The organism is Kitasatospora sp. NPDC056531 (assembly GCF_042794375.1).
GTDB lineage: Bacteria > Actinomycetota > Actinomycetes > Streptomycetales > Streptomycetaceae > Kitasatospora.
In genome coordinates, this window is sequence record NZ_JBHTTU010000068.1 from 1 (window position 1) to 16,977 (window position 16,977).

19 protein-coding genes are annotated in these 16,977 nt (G+C 71.7%); 7 read left to right on the plus strand and 12 right to left on the minus strand.

The genetic code is table 11. The annotated features are described in order from the left end of the window. Positions 1-426: 426 nt before the first annotated feature. Entirely contained in the window at positions 427-705 is a 279-nt protein-coding gene (locus ACFQ87_RS34365; protein ID WP_380614827.1) for a hypothetical protein, read from the plus strand. Between the two features lie 54 nt (positions 706-759). On the opposite strand, the gene ACFQ87_RS34370 is transcribed toward ACFQ87_RS34365, so the two are convergent. Next, a complete protein-coding gene (locus tag ACFQ87_RS34370) occupies positions 760-1,518 on the minus strand; it encodes a hypothetical protein (RefSeq protein ID WP_380614828.1) in 759 nt (252 codons plus the stop codon). A 50-nt stretch (positions 1,519-1,568) separates the two neighbouring features. On the opposite strand from ACFQ87_RS34370, the gene ACFQ87_RS34375 reads away from it, so the two are divergent. Further along, entirely contained in the window at positions 1,569-2,096 is a 528-nt protein-coding gene (locus tag ACFQ87_RS34375; RefSeq protein WP_380614829.1) for an SMI1/KNR4 family protein, read from the plus strand. Positions 2,097-2,105: 9 nt separating this feature from the next. Here the strand turns inward: ACFQ87_RS34375 and ACFQ87_RS34380 are convergent, their stop codons facing one another. Next, on the minus strand, positions 2,106-2,261 hold the full coding sequence (locus ACFQ87_RS34380) for a hypothetical protein (protein WP_380614830.1): 156 nt from the start codon (positions 2,259-2,261) through the stop codon (positions 2,106-2,108). A gap of 929 nt (positions 2,262-3,190) precedes the next feature. On the opposite strand from ACFQ87_RS34380, the gene ACFQ87_RS34385 reads away from it, so the two are divergent. Next, the gene (locus ACFQ87_RS34385) at positions 3,191-3,751 is read left to right on the plus strand and encodes a hypothetical protein (RefSeq protein ID WP_380614831.1); all 561 of its coding nucleotides are present in this window, start codon (positions 3,191-3,193) and stop codon (positions 3,749-3,751) included. 1,030 nt (positions 3,752-4,781) lie between these two features. Here ACFQ87_RS34385 and ACFQ87_RS34390 read toward each other — a convergent pair. Continuing rightward, positions 4,782-5,003: a hypothetical protein gene (locus ACFQ87_RS34390; RefSeq protein WP_380614832.1), complete on the minus strand. Its 222-nt coding sequence runs from the start codon at positions 5,001-5,003 to the stop codon at positions 4,782-4,784. 127 nt (positions 5,004-5,130) lie between these two features. Beyond that, on the minus strand, positions 5,131-5,850 hold the full coding sequence (locus ACFQ87_RS34395) for a hypothetical protein (protein WP_380614833.1): 720 nt from the start codon (positions 5,848-5,850) through the stop codon (positions 5,131-5,133). 173 nt (positions 5,851-6,023) lie between these two features. Here ACFQ87_RS34395 and ACFQ87_RS34400 point away from each other — a divergent pair, with 173 nt between their 5' ends. Both ACFQ87_RS34400 and ACFQ87_RS34405 read left to right on the plus strand, forming a co-directional pair. Continuing rightward, positions 6,024-6,209: a hypothetical protein gene (locus tag ACFQ87_RS34400; protein WP_380614834.1), complete on the plus strand. Its 186-nt coding sequence runs from the start codon at positions 6,024-6,026 to the stop codon at positions 6,207-6,209. A 439-nt stretch (positions 6,210-6,648) separates the two neighbouring features. Continuing rightward, positions 6,649-7,050 carry a hypothetical protein gene (locus tag ACFQ87_RS34405; protein ID WP_380614835.1) on the plus strand — a complete coding sequence of 134 codons (402 nt, stop codon included), beginning with the start codon at positions 6,649-6,651 and terminating at the stop codon, positions 7,048-7,050. A 250-nt stretch (positions 7,051-7,300) separates the two neighbouring features. On the opposite strand, the gene ACFQ87_RS34410 is transcribed toward ACFQ87_RS34405, so the two are convergent. From ACFQ87_RS34410 to ACFQ87_RS34435, 6 genes are all read right to left on the minus strand, one after another. Then, positions 7,301-8,860: a HEAT repeat domain-containing protein gene (locus ACFQ87_RS34410; protein WP_380614836.1), complete on the minus strand. Its 1,560-nt coding sequence runs from the start codon at positions 8,858-8,860 to the stop codon at positions 7,301-7,303. 2,030 nt (positions 8,861-10,890) lie between these two features. Beyond that, the gene (locus ACFQ87_RS34415) at positions 10,891-11,013 is read right to left on the minus strand and encodes a hypothetical protein (RefSeq protein WP_380614837.1); all 123 of its coding nucleotides are present in this window, start codon (positions 11,011-11,013) and stop codon (positions 10,891-10,893) included. An 80-nt stretch (positions 11,014-11,093) separates the two neighbouring features. Continuing rightward, positions 11,094-11,615, minus strand: a complete 522-nt coding sequence (locus tag ACFQ87_RS34420) for a GNAT family N-acetyltransferase (RefSeq protein ID WP_380614838.1) — start codon at positions 11,613-11,615, stop codon at positions 11,094-11,096. A 71-nt stretch (positions 11,616-11,686) separates the two neighbouring features. Beyond that, positions 11,687-12,259: a helix-turn-helix domain-containing protein gene (locus tag ACFQ87_RS34425; protein ID WP_380614839.1), complete on the minus strand. Its 573-nt coding sequence runs from the start codon at positions 12,257-12,259 to the stop codon at positions 11,687-11,689. Between the two features lie 234 nt (positions 12,260-12,493). Continuing rightward, positions 12,494-12,757, minus strand: coding sequence for a hypothetical protein (locus ACFQ87_RS34430; RefSeq protein ID WP_380614840.1), 264 nt, complete (start codon positions 12,755-12,757; stop codon positions 12,494-12,496). Positions 12,758-13,003: 246 nt separating this feature from the next. Next, positions 13,004-13,687, minus strand: a complete 684-nt coding sequence (locus ACFQ87_RS34435) for a hypothetical protein (protein WP_380614841.1) — start codon at positions 13,685-13,687, stop codon at positions 13,004-13,006. 236 nt (positions 13,688-13,923) lie between these two features. On the opposite strand from ACFQ87_RS34435, the gene ACFQ87_RS34440 reads away from it, so the two are divergent. Then, positions 13,924-14,097, plus strand: coding sequence for a hypothetical protein (locus ACFQ87_RS34440; RefSeq protein WP_380614842.1), 174 nt, complete (start codon positions 13,924-13,926; stop codon positions 14,095-14,097). A gap of 27 nt (positions 14,098-14,124) precedes the next feature. Next, the gene (locus ACFQ87_RS34445; RefSeq protein WP_380614843.1) at positions 14,125-14,967 is read left to right on the plus strand and encodes a hypothetical protein; all 843 of its coding nucleotides are present in this window, start codon (positions 14,125-14,127) and stop codon (positions 14,965-14,967) included. Between the two features lie 364 nt (positions 14,968-15,331). Here ACFQ87_RS34445 and ACFQ87_RS34450 read toward each other — a convergent pair whose 3' ends face one another. Both ACFQ87_RS34450 and ACFQ87_RS34455 read right to left on the minus strand, forming a co-directional pair. After that, entirely contained in the window at positions 15,332-15,748 is a 417-nt protein-coding gene (locus ACFQ87_RS34450) for a hypothetical protein (RefSeq protein ID WP_380614844.1), read from the minus strand. Between the two features lie 83 nt (positions 15,749-15,831). After that, positions 15,832-16,848 (minus strand): hypothetical protein, encoded by a 1,017-nt coding sequence (locus ACFQ87_RS34455; protein ID WP_380614845.1) that lies wholly within the window; start codon positions 16,846-16,848, stop codon positions 15,832-15,834. Between the last annotated feature and the right edge of the window lie 129 nt (positions 16,849-16,977).

Consider the following 16,977-nt stretch of genomic DNA (forward strand, 5'->3'; position numbering starts at 1 on the left):
ATCAAGAAGGTCCGCAGGGGCCGCTACACGGCAGCCGCCACACCAGCGGCCCCCACCTTGCACCCCGGCCGAAATCCTTAACTACCCGGCCTTGGTGGAACTTCACCCACAACGCCCATCGGCCCCTCGAGCAGCCCCACCCCACCCCACCCCCGACCCCACCCACCACCACACTCAGTTACCAAACCCCAGCCCACACCCACGCCGACCCACGCCCCCGACAGACACAACCAAAGGTCCAGACAACCCGACGTGCGGGGCCATTCCACGCTCCACAACGCCAACAGGTCACATCCAGGCGCTCGTGCGGGTGAACGGCGTCCGCCACGCGCCCGGGCCCGCCAGCGCCACCGGTGGAAGAGCGATGGGATGGGCAGCGCTCCAACCACTCCGGCAGGGAGCATCACTCGCAGAAGGGAGACCCCCGTGATCACGCGCATCATGGGCGAGGGTCAAGTGAAGCTGGCCGACTCGCACTTCACCGAGCTGAACAAGCTCGACGACGAGCTGCTGGAAGAGATGGAGGCCGGCGACGAAGAAGGCTTCCGGAGAACCCTGGGAGCCCTCCTGGACGCCGTACGCCGCCTGGGCACTCCCCTGCCCGACGACGCCCTGGAACCCTCCGAGCTGATCCTGCCCGCGCCCGACGCGACCATGGACGAGGTCCGCGAGATGCTCAGCGACGACGGCCTCATCCCTGGCTGACCCCCCGGCTCCCCGGTCCACCGTGGGAACCGGGGAGCCTCACACCCGCCACGATCAGAATGGCGGGTTCTCCGGGTGCCAGCCGCCGCCCCAGGACCGGCCAGTGACGTACGGGCTGCGGTCCTCGTCGCCGGGCCGGGCAAGGCCGGTGGTGTCGTGACCCCAGGCGTTCAGGGCATCGAGAGCCTGCCGGCGTCGCCACCGAATGTCGCAGGTGAGCAGAACGCGGCGGGCACGCTCGGCCAGGCCGTCACGGTGCCCGGCGAGACCGGGGTGCTCGGCGAACACCAGGGCGGCAGACAGCGCGGTGTCGGCGACGGCCGTGTCGGGGTCGTCGAGGAACGGCGCGACGGCCAGGTACAGCGCCGGCCTCAGGGCACGCGCCGCGACCATCACCGGGGTGTACCCGTCCACGAAAACGTCGTCGAAGCGGTGCTGGAGAGCCTCCGGACATGCATCGTCGAAGTCGAAGGCGACATCGGCCAGCCACTCCAGCAACAGCACGCACACCCCGTCCGCCGCCCCCGGGTATTGGTCCGCACGGCGTGCCAGGACAGCCGCGACACACAACGCCGCTGGCACGGTCGCCTCGTAGATGGAGTTCTGGTGCCGCAGCCCGAGGTCACCGAGAACCTGCCCGGTCTCCTCCGCCGTCAGATCCGGACCACGCAACCGGACCAGCACCCCAGGTACCTCCTCACCCGTCCCGAACCCGGTGTCCAGAGACAACCAGTCGGTCTCCCGCACCACCACCCACGGATCGGGCAGAACATCAGGCACCGGCAGACCGGCAAACGCATCAGAGGTCGTCACCCATCGAACCCTACGACCCCCCACCGACGCGGCCCCGGTAGGTTCTCCGCATGACAGCTACCAATGATCGACGGTTCCCCACGGCACTGGCCGCCGCGCTGGCGGTGCCGTTCGACTACGACGGCGGCGAGGGCATCGACTTCGAGCCCTTCGACGCATTCCTCTGCGCCGAGGACACCACCGACTGGCTCCGCCTCTGGACCGGCAACGACGAGGCGACCGGCAACGACTTCCGGGTGTTCGGGCAGAACGGCGCCGGCGGGTACGCGGCGTTCTGGCTGGTCCGCCCCGACCACCCGCTGGCCGACCAGCCGGTCGTCTTCATGGGATCCGAGGGCGAAACCGGCGTCGTCGCCGCCGACCTGGCCGACTTCCTGTGGGTCCTCGCCGCCGGTTTCGGCCCCTTCGAGGCATCCACCGACTACCACTTCGACTGGACCCCACACCCCAGCGCGGAGCGGACCGCCGTCGCGGAACGCTTCGCCCCGGACCGGCGCCGCCCGGCCGCAGCCATCACCGAACACGCGGGCCAGCAGTTCCCCGACTTCGACGACATCATCTTCGAACTCTGCCGCTGAACCAGCAGGTCATTTCCGGTCCTTCGCCGGGAACAGCTTCGCGTGCAGCACCCGCTCCTCCCACCACGGATCGTCCGAAGCAGAGACCAACGCGGCCACCAGCTCCCGCTTCGTCGGCGCGGGCAGCACCAACGGGCCCAGCCCCTCCACCTCCCGGTCGCTCACACACTGCGGGCACTCCAACCGGTCCGGGCCCGCCTTCTCATCGAGCTCCAGCGGCGAGCCCGCCTCCCCGCCGATAGAGCCCCGGCACGTCCAGCACGGGCGCAGCGCGGCGTTGGTCTCCCGGGCCTTCTCCAGGCGCCCCCGGGCCTTGGCGGCGGCCTTCTCCTGGCGTTCCTCGTGCTTGTGGTGGCGGGGGTAGCAGCGGCCGCCGGGACGTCGGGTCCACCGGCCGTGGAGCCCGTACTCCCAGGTGCTCTCCTGCTCGGGGACCTGGCCGCAGTCGACGCAGGCCAGGGAGTCCAGGTACTGGTTGCCGCCGAGCGGATGTCAACGGCGTCCCGCGGGCGAAGAGGCGAAGAACCGTGTGGCCCGTTCATACGGCGAGCCGGCCGGCAGCGCGGCCGGAACGAGGCCGAGGCGGACCAGAGCGGCCCCGGGGAGGCCGCGCGCAGCGGGCGGCGCCGGTCACCAGGGCCACAGCACAGCACCGGGCGCGGGGCCCAGCCCGGCCGCCCGCCGCCCGACGGCAGGCGCAGGGACGACGGCGCGGCCCGGCCCGAGCACGCGCGGCCCCGGCCCGGCACGCCGGCACAGCAAGCCCAGAGCCAGGCGCAGCAGGGCGGCCCGAACGGCGGCCGCAACGACGCCGAGGCGGACGACGACCGCAACGACCGCCCTACAGGCCCCACAGGCCCACAGAACACCCCGCCACCAGGGACAACAGCACCCCCATGACACAACCCCGGCAGGCTCACAGCCCCCGCCCAGGCACCGCCCCGGGTCGCCGGCGAGCGGGGCGTTGGGCCGAGTGCCCGCCTGGGCGCGACACGCGCGGGCACCTCGGGTGAGGTGGGCGGTGGGCGGCCGCCACGGCTCTCGGCCGCGTGGGCACGCCCGCTCGCCCACCTGACCCTGATGAGGAGTGATCCATGCGCCGCGTCCTCCAACGCGCTGCCGCCACGGCCGGCCTGCTGCCGGTCGTGCTCGGCCTGGCCGCCGTCCCCGCGACCGCCGCCCCCGCCGCCGCCGTCCCAACCGCTGTCCCGACCGCCGTCACCGCGGTCCTTCCGCTGGTGCATTTCAAGCACGTCCGGCTCCCGCTGTCCGGCACGATCGCCGGCACCACCGAGAACATCGCCGTGACCGGCACCCTGGACGTGCGGGTGCGCACGCTGGCCGGCGGTAACGACATCGACGTCCAGGTCGTCAGCCGCCTGATCGACACCACCGGCCGCGGCCTCACCAGTGGCCGCACCTACCGCTTCGTCGGCACCGACACGGAACGCACCGAATTCCCGCCGCAGCCGGTCCGGCTGACCTTCGAGCCCACCTTCCTCGAATTCCCGCCAACCCCGATCATTCCGCCGGTCCCGATCGCCCCACCGCAACCGATCAAGTTCCTCACCCTGAGCGTCTCCCTCGCCGGTGACGGCAGCATCGGCGCCGTCGCGGCCACCGTCAACGGCGGCGGCGGGGGCGGCAGCACCTGACCCTTCCCCCGGCTGCACCACTGCGCCACACGCCCCGGGGCCCACGACCCGGGTCGCACCGGCCGACCCCCCGCTCCTGCCGCCGACGGACGCGCCCGCACCGCCCGGCCCGCCACCCTTGGAGGCAAGACCCGCCACCCCCACCTCAGCCGCCGCCACGCCCCCACCACGCCCTCGGTACCACCTGCGGTGGTACCTACGTTCAAGCCCAGCACAGCCGGTCGGCAGCCCGGACGGCAGCGAGCAGGCCCGGCGCAGCGGTCGGGCAGGGCGCAGCACTCACCCGGGGGCGGAGGTCCGGGCTGTAGAGACAGGCTTGCGTGCATTCGTTGTATTCGATTGGCGTGCCGTTCGGCGCTTATGTGCCTGGACTGTTTTTGGCTGGCTTTCGCATATGAGGCTTGGCGGTCCCTCTGATGTGTCGTTGGCGAGTGGCGAATTTTCGCTCTAAATAATTCTTCGATGCACCGTTGATTTTTCTGTTCTGGGTGGAATTTCGCTTCATCGGCATGTGCTTGGCGGGGCGCGGTGGTGTGGTGGCCAGGTCTCCCGGCCGGGGCCGGGTAGCGGGGCTCTGGCAGGATCGGGCGGGCGGTGCGCGCTGCATCCCATTGCCTGTGGCGCGCACCGCCTAAACGGCTGGGCCGGGGTGGCGCCCCGGCTTCCATTGCGTGGGGCCTGATCAGCGGTCGGGGTGCTTCTCGGCGTGGTGCAGGCGGATGTGCCAGTAGGGGTCGTCGAGCTTGCCAGCGGCGGTCGCGGTTGGTGGGCTTGGGCAGGATGATCGGCGGGCGGCCGTTGAGGCGGCGGTTGTGGTCGCAGTTGGGGCATGGGAAACCACATGATGCTGACCAGCGGAAACGTCACCAGCATGACGCCGAAAACTGCACCACGATGACGCCGGACCGACCGCTACCGCCTCTGACCAGGTATCAGCCCACGAGACAACGCGACAAACTGCTGCGGCTCACCACGACAACAAAGTGCAACTTCACAGAGAGGCCAAAACACGCCCCCAGCATCCAACAGGTCACGCCCCACGGTCCTTCGCCGGGTAGAGCTTCGCGTGGAGCACGCGCTCCTCCCACCACGGATCGTCCGGAGCGGAGACCAACGCGGCCACCAGCTCCCGCTTGGTCGGGGCGGGCAGCACCAGCGGGCCCCGCCCCTCCACCTCCCGGTCACCCGCGCACTGCGGGCACTCCAACCGGTCCGCGCCGGCCTTCTCGGTCAGTTCCAGCGGGGAGCCCACCTTCCCCCCGATAGAGCCCCGGCACGTCCAGCACGCGCGCAGCGCGGCATTGGCCTCCCGGGCCTTCTCCAGGCGCCCACGGGGGTGGTCGTCAGATGCTGCCTGACGGGGTGAGTCGGAGGTGCGGTTACCTCGAGCGGGTCGGCCTGGCGTCGTTGCGCACTGTCGCCAGGCCGAGGCCGTCCAGCTCGGCGATGGTGTGTGCGTGCGCGAGGGGGTGCAGTGGGACGACGGCGACCTCGGGGTAGGACAGGTGGCGCAGGGCCTCTTCCTGTAGCAGGGCCCGCAGCAGGTGGTTCGCGATCGGGCCGGGCGGGTCCTCGTCCACGGCGACGTGCAGCAGGAGTTGGGATTCGGGGGAGTCGGGCCAGCGGGCCAGGGACAGCCAGGCGGCGCGGACCGCCGGGAACCCGGGCACCCGGCGGGTCAGCGCTTCGTGCAGGGCCCGGGCGTCCGGGCCGGTGGCCGGGCCGAGCCGCAGCCGGTCGTCGGGGAAGCTGTCCGCCCAGCGCTCCAGCAGCAGCCGGGGCAGGCGGGCCTGACCGTGCCGGGAGCGGAGCACCAGCTCCACGGCGCCGGTCCCCGCCAGCATCGCCATCAGCCCGGCCGCGTCGCAGTACGAGGTGCCGACGGCCGACGGCACGTCCCGGCCCAGCCCGGCGTCGGCGAACCCGAGCAGGATGGGCTCACCCGCCGGGTTGCGGCCAGTGATCACCTGGCCGGGTGCGGCGATCGGGACGTACATCCCGCCGTCGAACAGCGCGATGAACACGTCCATGGCGCCGGAATCCCCCTCAGCGGACTGGTCGAGGAGCTGGGCAAGGTGCGGGTTCGACGGTGCGATCACGGACGGGAGTCTAGGAGCCGCCCGGCACCGGCCCGGCGCTGGGTTCGCAGTGCCGGGCCGGATCCGGTGTCAGGGCGGCGGCAGGCACCCGGACCGCGCGGCCCGGGACGGCGGCACTGTGGGCTCTGGTGAAAGTGTCAGTACCGTTTCCGGTGAGCGGTGTCAGTGGCGTCGTGCTCCTGGTCGCCGTCGCACCGGTCGTCCTGTTCGCTGCGGGTGCCGAACGGTCTGTGCTCGCCGAGCCGCTGTGGCTCGGGATGGCGCGGCCTGCCTGGGACACGAAGGGGCAGACCTGGGCGGACAAGATCCACAAGACGATCGCGATCGAGGTCGAGCAGCCGGCGCAGATCCCGAAGTGACTGAGCCGCGGAACGGGTCTGGCCCCACCTGGGTGGGAGCCAGACCCGTTTGCGTTGCGTCTGCGCGGTGCCGGGCCTGACCCGCAACCAGCAGCTCAAGTCCCCCGCAATGGCGTCGTACTGACAGCGGGACCGGCTTTCTTGTCCGTTCCTATCGGCCCCCTACCCGTCGTAGTAGGAGATCGAGCCATCCCCTTGGATCCCATGCAGCGCCGGATCGTTCCTGTAGATGGGACGGGAGTGTCGGCGGGACTGATCATTCTCGGAGTCGGTCCACCGACCGACCCCTGACCAGCCGAACGAACCGGCCAGACCCACTCTCCCACGGCCCTCAACGGCCCGTCAGCGGATTCGCCGGCGCCGCGGCCGGCACCTGGCCGATGATGTGATCCATCCGGCAGGCGGGGTGAACGACCCGGACCGGGGGAAGGGGCCGCGCATGGAGATGATCAGCAGCACCGGCCTGGGCGGCCAGCCCTGGCCCGAGCTGATGCCTGACCGCCGCCCGGTCCTGGTCGTCCCCGCAGCCCCCGGCCGCCTGCTGGTCCTCGAAGACGGCTGGGCCGACCGCCACACCGCCCCCGCGCTGGCCGCCGGACCTCAGCCCACCTGGTCCGCCGTCCTGGCCGGCGCCCGGCTGACGATCCACCGCCCCGGCGGCCTGACCTGGTTCGACGGCGAGATCGCCGCCACCCGCGAGTGGCGCCGTCAGGTCCGCGAGCACAGCACCCTGCTGCTGATCACCGGACCATTCACCAACGTCTTCGACTTCCAGCCCACCGCCGCGGCCGGCCAGCTCTTCCTCCTCACGACACCGATCCGGCTCGCCAGCAACATCTGAGCTGAGGCCTGTTCGATTCCTGGCCCGGACGAACGCTTCGCACACCCTCAGAAACAGGTACTCATCGCGGCCTCGGCGCGATGCTTCACCGGATTCCAGGCAGGCCATGCGCTACGACCCACCCGTGGGGACACCCGGCCAGCCGGAGCAGACCGGCCGACGGCCAGGAGTGAACGCCTGCGCCGAACCCGGTGAAAACCACACGCCGAACACGAGCGGGCCGCACGAGGTGCGCCTGCCTGCGACCTGGCTACCGGCTGCCGGGCACCGGACGAAGCGCGTCGCGCAGCAGCTGGATCACGTCCTCGGTGAGGACGGTGCGGCGTTCCTCCGCCAGGGTGAGCAGTTCGGCGGCCTGTACGGGGTCGGCGTCGAGGGTCGGGACCGGGCGAGTGAGCCAGGGGTGCGGGGTGAGTTCGCGGATCCGTGTGGTGGCGTCGGTCCTGCCCTGGGCGGCGAGCCGGGGGTGGGTGTCGCCGCTCGCGAGGACGGCGGCGCGCAGTGCGGTGAGGCGGTCGCGCCGGCTCAGCAGCCGGTAGCCCGCGCGCCGCACGGCCGGCCGCTGCGGGTCGGTGAGCATGTCCCACAGCAGGTCGGCGGGCAGCCGGGTGGCGCTGGGGACGAGGGCCGCGGCTGCCTCCTTGACCACCGCGGCGGAGTCGTCCCGCAGCAGCACCGTGACCCGGGGCACGGGCACCACGTCGAGGCTCCGCAGGGCCCGCAGGGCGTGGACGCGGACCTGGGGCGCCGGGTTGTCCAGGAGCGCGGAGAGCAGGGGGACGTCGGCCCGGCCACCGGTCTCGGCGAGCCCCGCGACCGCCCCGACCTGCGGCTCGTCGGCCCGGACGGCCGCCTGGTAGTGCGTCAGCGGGTCCGTGCCGGTGCGGCGCGCCGCCTCCCGTGCCAAGGCCCGGACCTGCGCGGACGGGTCGTCGAGGTACGCCACCACGCTCTGCGGGGAGCCGGTGCGCATCAGCCCCGTGAGAGCGGTGACGCGCACCTCGGCGTGACGGCTGCGGGCCAGCCGGCGCAGCAGCTCGGCCTGGTCGGTCCACACCGCCTGACGGGCGGCGGCCTCCGCGGCCCGGGCCCTGACCCGGCGGTCGGAGTCGCGCTCGGCGAGGGCCGCGAGGTCACGGAGCCCGAGGCGGTGGGCGACGGCGTCCAGGGCGAAGCGGCGCACCGGCGCCTCGGGGGCCGCGAGGAGCGTTCCGGCCAGGGCCCTGGTCGACCCGGTCAGCAACGACACGAGCAACTGGCCGTGGGCGAATGCGCCGCGTCGGCGCCGGTTGATCAGCAGGGCCGTGCGCACGGTCGCCGGGGTGGCCAGCAGCGGGTCGCCATGGAGCAGCACGGCCAGGCCCGCGCTCGCCGCGTCCCGAACCTGGCGGACCCAGTCGCTGGTGCGCAGCACGAGGAACGGCATCGTCCCGGGGTGCGGCTGGTCCAGCATCCGGCGCACCGCGCGCTCGCGGATGCGGCCGTCGGCGTGCGAGGCGGCGAGGGCGAGCGCGACCGGGTCGGCTTCGGCGGGCCGCGGGGTGGGACGCGTCGGGTGCCACCACTCCCGCCGTATGAAAGCGTCCAGGCGCAGCAGCAGTGCCGGGCGCTCCGTCAGCGTGCGCAGCGCCTCGAACGAGTCTTCAGCGCTTCCGGTCGAGCCGACCTCCAGCAGCGCGGCGGTCAACTCCTCCAGCACACTTCCGTCCGCGGCCCGCTCACCGGCGACCAGCAGCCGGACACGCTCCAGGGCGTCCGCGCCCGGGGAAGGCTGCGAGACAGGCTGCTGACGACGGAGGAAGAAGTTCACCGCGCCATCCTGCCGGAACCGACCAACCTGCCGCTTCCCATATACGACGCCCACAAGAGCCCCGCCCAGGGCCGCACCGCCGCCAGCCGGACCCCAGCAGCGCGATAACGATCGGCGTCCGTCCTTCACCGTACTTCGGCGTGACGCTTCACCACGACATCAGCGCGGCCCTTCACCACTGCCCACTCACAACACACCCCTGACCAGGAAGAACCACCACCCAACCCCGAGTGAACAGCAACGCCGAACCCACTGAAAACATCACGCCGATCATCACCTCACGGACGCCCCGTGCGACGGTCCCTGACAAGCCCTCAACCTCAGATTCCGGACCGGAATTCGAAGCGTATCCGGCGGCATTTCCCCGGCTTCCGTACAGCTCTATCCTACCGGTCCCCGAACGGGCACGGGATGCGAACAGTCAACCTCGCGGCGGCCATCCATCCTGGCTCTATCCGGCCGCATTCACGGTGAGAATTCCCTTCTGCTCCCTTTCAGGCGGCAATCCGAAAGCCTTGCGAGGCGCAGCGGCCATGAATCGAATTCAGGCACGCCGAAAAGGGGCCTACGGCCCTCCACGCCTACACGGCGACCGCCATTCCAGACCGCCCAAGAAATCCCGTCCAGCGTCACCCGGGCAATTCCCGGGACGGCGACACCAAACCGAACACCGGGCCAGGACGACGGGGAGCGCGGCCCGCGACGGCCGGGCAACCCAGGAGCCGGGACGGCCAGGACGGCGGCCAGGACGGGCGCAGCGGGACGGCCTGGCGGCCGCCCAGGACGGCAGCCAGGGCCCAACAACGGACCGGCAGGGCGCGGCACCGGGCGCCAGGGCGGGGACAGCGCGGGCGGGCAGCGGGGAGGATCCGAGGCCGGCGGACCGGCGCAGCCCGCCGCAACACGAAGTCCAACACACCCGCCCGCCCCCGCCCCCGGCCACATAACACCAGGTCAGACCCGCAACACGGCCCCGTGTTCCACCCCACCGCAACACCGCGTTGCACCCCCGCGTTGCAGTCGGCACCCACCACCAAGCCACCGACCACCCGGCCGCCGAACACCACCACCAGGAGAAGGCCGGCCCCGACAGCGGCCGCCGTCCCGGCCACCCCGGACGGCGGACCCGGGACGGCGTCGGCGACCCCGGACGGCGGCCAGGACAACCGCCTCCTGGCGATCGCCGGCACCGGCAGCAGCCACCACCCGAGCAGCAGCCGCGGCCCCACCCCGGCACCCTGTCGCACCCACCTGTCGCGCCCCCACCACACACAGGGGATCAGGGATATCCGCCCACGTCACACGGCGCGACAGCACCCCACGCGACAGGCAACGCGACAGCAGGACGCGACAGCCCCCACCCACCACCAGGACGACCACCGGGACGGTCTCCCGGACACCACCAGAACAGCCCCCGGGGCGGCCTGACGGCCACCCAGCCACCCAGCCGGACGGCGGTGCCCAGCAGGCCCGGGACGGCCGCGCAGCACCGACCAGAGCGGCGCAGCGGCGCAGAGGGCCCCGGACGGCGACCCCCGGCCCACACGGCCCCGGACAGCGGCGCAGCAGGCGGGCAGGCGGCCCAGCGAGGCGGGCACAGGCACGGCCCAACCACCAGGGACGGCGGGCCCGAGACGGCGGCACCCAGGCCTGGACGGCGGCGACCGAGCAGGGCACAGCAGGCCCGGACGGCGCGGAGGCCCGGCGGCTCCACCCCGGACAAAACCGAACACCGACCCCCGCCACCACCCCCACCCCGCAATTTCCAACCCCAATTCAGACCACCACCGGCAACCAATCCGCCAAAACAACCGAACGGAACACCCGGCGGAATTCACCCCTCGAATACACCCCAACAACACCCCACCGGCCCCCAAGCAGGCCGACCCGGCCTTCGACCCCACCCACCACCACACACAGTCACCAAACCCCGCCCTGAACACCCACCCCGCCACCACCCCGACAGGCACAACCAAAGGTCCAGACAACCCGGCATGAGCGGCCATTCCACGCCCACCAACACCAACAGGTCACACCCAGCGGCCCCTCGCCGGGTAGAGCTTGGCGTGCAGCACCCGCTCCTCCCACCACGGATCCTCCGGAGCGGAGACCAGCGCGGCCACCAGCTCGCGCTTGGTGGGGACCGGCAGCATCAGCGGGCCCAAGTCCTTTGCGGCGCGGGCCTATACGCACTCGGGGCACTCCAACCAGTCCAGGCCGGCCGCCGAGTGGGTCAGGCGAGGGTTTTGTAGAAGAAGGTGGAGGAGGCGAGGGTGCCGTCGGGGTCCGCGGCGTAGCCGGGGACGAGCCCGTACGGAGTCCAGCCGGCCGAGTGGTAGAGCCGTTCGGCGGGGCTGTCGGTGCGTGTGTCAAGCAGCAGCAGGGTGGCGGAGGCTGCAGCGGCGGCACGCTCGGCGGTGTCGAGGAGGCGGCGGGCGAGGCCCTGGCCGCGGGCGTCGCGGTGGACCATCAGTTTGACGACCTCGGCGCGGTGACGGCCATTGTCCTTGTCGCCGAGGACCAGGCTGACGGTGCCGACGATCCGGCCGCCGGCGTCGCGGGCGATCCAGCCCAGGCGGTGTCCGACGGCCAGCGCGTCCTCGTACTGGAGCCACCACCGGGCGGCCTCAGTGCGGTCGAGGCCGTCGAGGAAGCCGATCGACGCGCCGTCGGCGACTGCGTCGAGCAGCAGGTCGGCCAGCCCGTCCTGGTCGGCCGTCAGGTCGGCGGCAGCAAGGCGGACGATCTCGGTCATGGCGGGTACCCCCTGGGGCGCGGCGGTCAAGGCGGTCACAGCAGTCGAGGCAGTCGAGGCGGTCACGGCCGTCACGGCAGGACGATGGCGAGGGCGTAGCGGACCGGCCGCGGGCCCGGGCAGTGGAAGCGGGACCGGCCCCAGAGCCGGAAACGCAGGCAGTCGCCGGTGGCCAGCTGGTGGGTCTCGTCGCGGACGGTGAGTTCCAGGGTGCCGTCCAGGACCCACAGGTGCTGTTCGATACCGGGGACGGGCGGGGCGTCATAGTCGATGGCGGCGCCGGGGCGCAGGGTGCCCTCGATCAGTTCGCCGCGCAGGCCCGCGTGCGGCGGGGAGACGGAGCGGCGGACGAAGCCGGATGCGGGGTCTCGCCAGACCGGCTGGTCCGGGGCGCGGAGCAGCTGGGGCGGTTCGGCCTCGACCTCGGCGAGCAGGCGGGACATGGTGCGGCCGTACGCGGAGCAGAGCCGGCCGAGCTGAGCGGCGGTAGGGCTGATCTCGGCACGTTCCAGGCGCGAGAGCGTGGAGCGGCTGACGCCACTGCGAACGGCAAGGTCGTCCAGCGACCAACCGTGCTCAGCGCGGAGCGCGGCCAGGCGGGCAGCAAGTCGCAGGTCCTCCGGGGACAGTTCCGAATCTCTCACATCCAGGAGAATATCCCAGATTCGGGATACGACTGCCGGCGGGGTCCCAACGGCCCGGCCGCCCTCGCGGACCGCGAAGCCGCGGCCCCACTCCAGCGGAACGAGCTGGCGGAGCTCACCGTCATCTCGACAGTCCCACCCAACAACGCCACCGCGATGCCCGGACCCACCCAGCACGCCGCCACGGCACTACACGCCGAACACCCAACCAGCACCCAGGCACACACAGGGCTCTCAACAGAACCGCGGAAAACCCCACTGCTTCGCGTGCAGCACCCGCACCTCCCACCACGGATCGTCCGGGGCGGACACCAGCGCGGCCACCAGCTCCCGCTTGGTCGGGGCGGGCAGCACCAACGGGCCCAGCCCCTCCACCTCCCGGTCACCCGCGCACTGCGGGCACTCCAACCGGTCCGGGCCCGCCTTCTCGGTCAGTTCCAGCGGGGAGCCCGTCCTCCCCCCGATCGAGCCCCGGCACGTCCAACACGGACGCAACACGGCGTTCGCCTCCCGGGCGAGAAAGCACTGAAGGCCGCCACCCCGCTGCGGGTGGCGGCCTCCGTGCGTATGGTCAGCTCAGGCGCTGGAGGCGTTGGTCGTCCCACCGCCGCCCGGCCCGGCCTGGCCCATCGGCGCGGGTCTATCGGCGGTGTGCGGCAGGGTGCGCAGCGGTCCCGAGAAGACCGGTCGTCGGCCTGGATGTGAGTTGTACACCGGGGCCGACGACATTGGCCTGTCGCGCGGCTATGAAGGACTTGGGCTGGGTGTGGGCGACGCGTTGCCCGAGCTGCCGCCCGGTAGAAGTCCGGGGATGGCGGAGAGGACTTTCTGAGCGGACTTCACCAGCCCCAGGGTGGACGCCAAGCGAGTGTGTGCGGCCGGGTCGAGGCAGTGGGAGGCCTGTCCGAGAACGGCTTCGATGTTGGCCTCGGCTTCTGTCAGAACTCGGTTGAGGTTCTTGGCGTTGGCCGGGTCGAACTGACCGGCAATCACCTGCTCGGCGACGGCTCTGCTCCCCACCTCTCCAGCCTGAGCCACAACGGGCGCGCAGCGCTTCAGTTCCTGGACGTCATTCTGAGTCGGTAGGCCTACCACCGCCAAGCCGAGGGCGGAAGTAATCAGGGCGGCCACGGACAGGGCGAATGTGGTCAAAGAGCGCCTTCTGCTCTTTACGAACCGTTTCTCATCCATGGCATGAACGTCACGCGCGGCTTCGATTTGCTTACTGTAGGCGGCCACTTCCTTGAGCCGCTTGGCCTGCTCAACGCCCTGGCAGGCGAGGTCTTGACGGACGTTGTCAATCGACTTCGTGAGGCGGTCGAGCCGCTCGGCCTGTTCGTAGTGCCTTTCCCAATCTTGGCGGACGAAGTGTTGCCGGACGTTGTGACTCAACTCCGCGAGGCGGTCGAGCGGGTGCCGCTTGCCCACTGGTCATCCTCCGATGGTTCGCTCATTCAGTCCTCCAGGTAGCCAGCGGCCCCCCGGATCCGCTCGGGGGTTCGGGCCGGGGCCGCCTGGTTCTACGGTGCGGCCGCCATGCACTGGGCGCAGCCGGGGTTACGCCTCGGCGGTGTCGGCTGTCGGAGCGGGGCATCCCGAGGACGTGCCCGGCCGCGTCCAGCCCGGCCGTACCCTCCGTCCGACGTGCGGGCTACATTCGGCGGATGGCCTCCACAGACGACATCCTCGCCCTTGTCCGCAAGGCACTCGACGAGTTCGACGACCGCCCGCTTCGGGTCTCCGTTCGCCGCGCGGTCCGAATAGCCGGGCTCATCGGCGATACCCGGACCGCGGTGCGTCTGGCGCACGAACTGCGGCCGGCCGGGGGCGCGCCCTGAGCCAACGCCGCCACTACCAAGCGGTTCATGCCGGATCCGTCATCCTGGGGCCATGCGGATGGGGAGTCGGAGGCCGCGTTCGACGAGTACGTCCGCGACCGACTGCAGTCGGACGACCCGGCCGGACCGCTTGACCCCGGGAAGTCGCTGTTCCTGGCGCACTCGCTCGACCAGCTGGACTTCTGGAAGGAACGCTCGGCCCATCTCCAGGAGCACCTCGACCTGCAGGAGTTCCAGGGCTCCCTGAAGATGCGGGAGATCGAGGACCGGACCCGCAACCGGACCTTCTCCTACCTGTGCGAGTGGGAACGCCGCTTCGGCTACAGCTCCATCAACGAGTCCATCTTCGGCAACTACAAGGCCGTAACGGACCGACTGCTCAGCACGCACGCGCCAAACCTCGTCCAACGGTTCAACGCGGTCTACCGCCGCCTCAACGAAGCGGCCACCCGGGACGGCGGCGCTCCGGCCGGTGAGGAACTGTCGCAGGCCCTCACCACCTGCCGCCGGATCCTGGAGGCCGTGGTCGACCACGTCTTCACGGCCCGGCCGGAACCCTCCGTGGCGGGATTCAAGCTCGACCAGCCCTCCTACCGCAGCCGGCTGTTCGAGTTCATCAAGGACGTCAGCGAAAGCGAGAACGTCTCCGCCGCCACGATCGCGATGGCGAAGGGCCTCCACGACAGGTTCGCCGCGTTCGACAAGCTCACCAACAAAGGCGTGCACGCCGAGGTCGCGCTGCGCGCCGCGAACATGTGCGTGCTGAACACCTACATCCTCTGCGGCGAGGTCCTGCTCCTCAAACAGCAGAACGACGTCGGTGCCGCCGACGCCGGCCAGCCCGACGAGCACGAGTCCGCGAAAGCCTAGCCAGAGCAAATGCCGAAGAGCGGCCGGCGGCGAGGACCAGGTCGTGGTGCGCCCGGTGGAGCTGGGTTCATCCTCGAACAACGTCCAAGGCGAGGCAGGCGAAGCTGACGCCGGGCCAGCTCGCCGGACACGGCGTGGAGCGGGCGTAGCGGCCCGGCCTGGTCGGCATGGTGTCCGCGGGTCGGCGCTGGGCTGCCGGGACCCGAGAAGGCACAGGGAGGTCGCCACCTACAGGTGGCAGCCTCCCGGGTTTCTCCTGCCGTGCCGTTGGTCCCGTGGCGGTGGATTGCGAGGCTTCGGGTTCATCATCGGCTGGAGGGCTCTGCAGGGCCGTACCGGAGCACCGTGTGGCGGGTGGGGCCGCTCAGGTGGGGTCCTGCGGTGGGAAGTTCCGGTCGAGGATCGCGGTCCAGGTCGGCAGGGCGACGAAGCGGCCGGTTTCGTCGGCCTGGGCCTGGACGAGTTCCAGAAGGGCCGCGACGAACGGTGCTGCGGCGTTGTCGGCCGGGAGGGCGGCTGCGGCGTCATGGAGTCGCTGGTGGGCGGCGGGGAAGGCGTCATTGGCCCTCGCGTCCTGTTCCTTGACCTTCGCGGCGCCGGCCTCCATCAGGATCCGCTCGATCGTGTAGGTGGGGCACTGGTCGGTGTGCCAGGTCTCGGTGACGGTCCTGTCGCGGCCGATCGCGATGGTGCGGATGTCGCCGCTGTCCGGTCCGGCCTGGCAGTCCTCGCAGTCGATACGGCGGTGGGTGCTCGGCTGCTCGGCGGGGGAGTCGGTCACAGGGCATCGGTTCCTTCCTGTGCTGCGGGCCGGGTATGGGGGCCCGGCCCGGAGCGCCATCCAACGCCCGCCGAACAGCAAGGTCAACACCTTTGGCGGGCACAGTCCGTCAGAACCGGCGGCGGTGTACGACAGGCCGGGCAGCAGGGGCCTGCCCGGTGCCGCGCAGTGCGAGGGCCGCGGTGCGGGTGCGCTCGAGCCAGCTCATGACCTGGCGCAGCGTGGCGGGGTCGAGGTGGTGGGTGAGGTCGCGGACGGCCTGGTGGTCGTCGTCGCTCAGTGTGTAGAGGCCGGCGCGGTCGAGGGCGGTGTAGAGGGGCTGGGCGGCGGTGGGCGACATCGGTGGTCCGGTGGGCCTGGTAGGCGGCTTCGGCGTGGCGGTCGGCGATGTCGCGGCGGTGGTGTTCGGCCTGTAGCGCGCGTTGGAGTTCGCTGTCCTGGTCCGGGTCGTAGAGCGGGGCGGCGGTGGCGGCGACGTGGTCGTGGATGCGCTGCCATTCGTCGCGGGCGGTGGCGGCCGGGAGGGCGGCCTTCTCGTCCCCGGTGTCGGCGTAGCGGTCGGCGGTGCGCACGTGGTCCTGGAGGGCGGTGAGGGACTGGGTGATGGCGCGCAGGCTCGTCCCGGCCGCCCGCTGGCGGACCCGGCGGCGGATGTCGCCGAGCAGCCCGTGCTCCTGGTCGTCGAGCCCGGCCTCGTCGGCCTGGTCGTCGTCGTGGTCGTCTGGGTCGGCGGGATGCTGGGCGAGGGCCGTGTGCAGCGTCGACCCGGCCTGCCAGGCCTCGTCGTGCACGACGGGCCGCGGGTGGCCGTCCGGGCCCGCGCCGAGGACGATCCGGCCGTCGATCAGGGCCACCCAGCCGTCCAGGCCGTCGATGTCTTTCTCGGTCCAGCCGCGGGCCAGGCCGGCGCCGTGGTGCAGGGTGCGGATCCCGTCGTGACGCGTCCAGCGCAGCCAGATCGCGCCGCGCACCAGCGGCGAGTCGAGGACCGCCCGGCCCAGGTCCCGCTCGACGGGCGCGGTCCTGACGGGATGCGCGGCCAGCTCCAGCCGCTCGGGCGCGGTGGCGGGGTCCGGGTCGGGGCGGGTGGTGTCGGTCATCGCGCGGTGCCTCCGGGAGTTCGGAACGGGGTGCGGGCGGCCGTGCCCCCCCCCGCGGGCGCGGGAAGGGGGGGGGGGGAAGGGGGGGGGGGGGGGGTGTATCACGTGGCGGTTTTTTCTTTCCTCTTC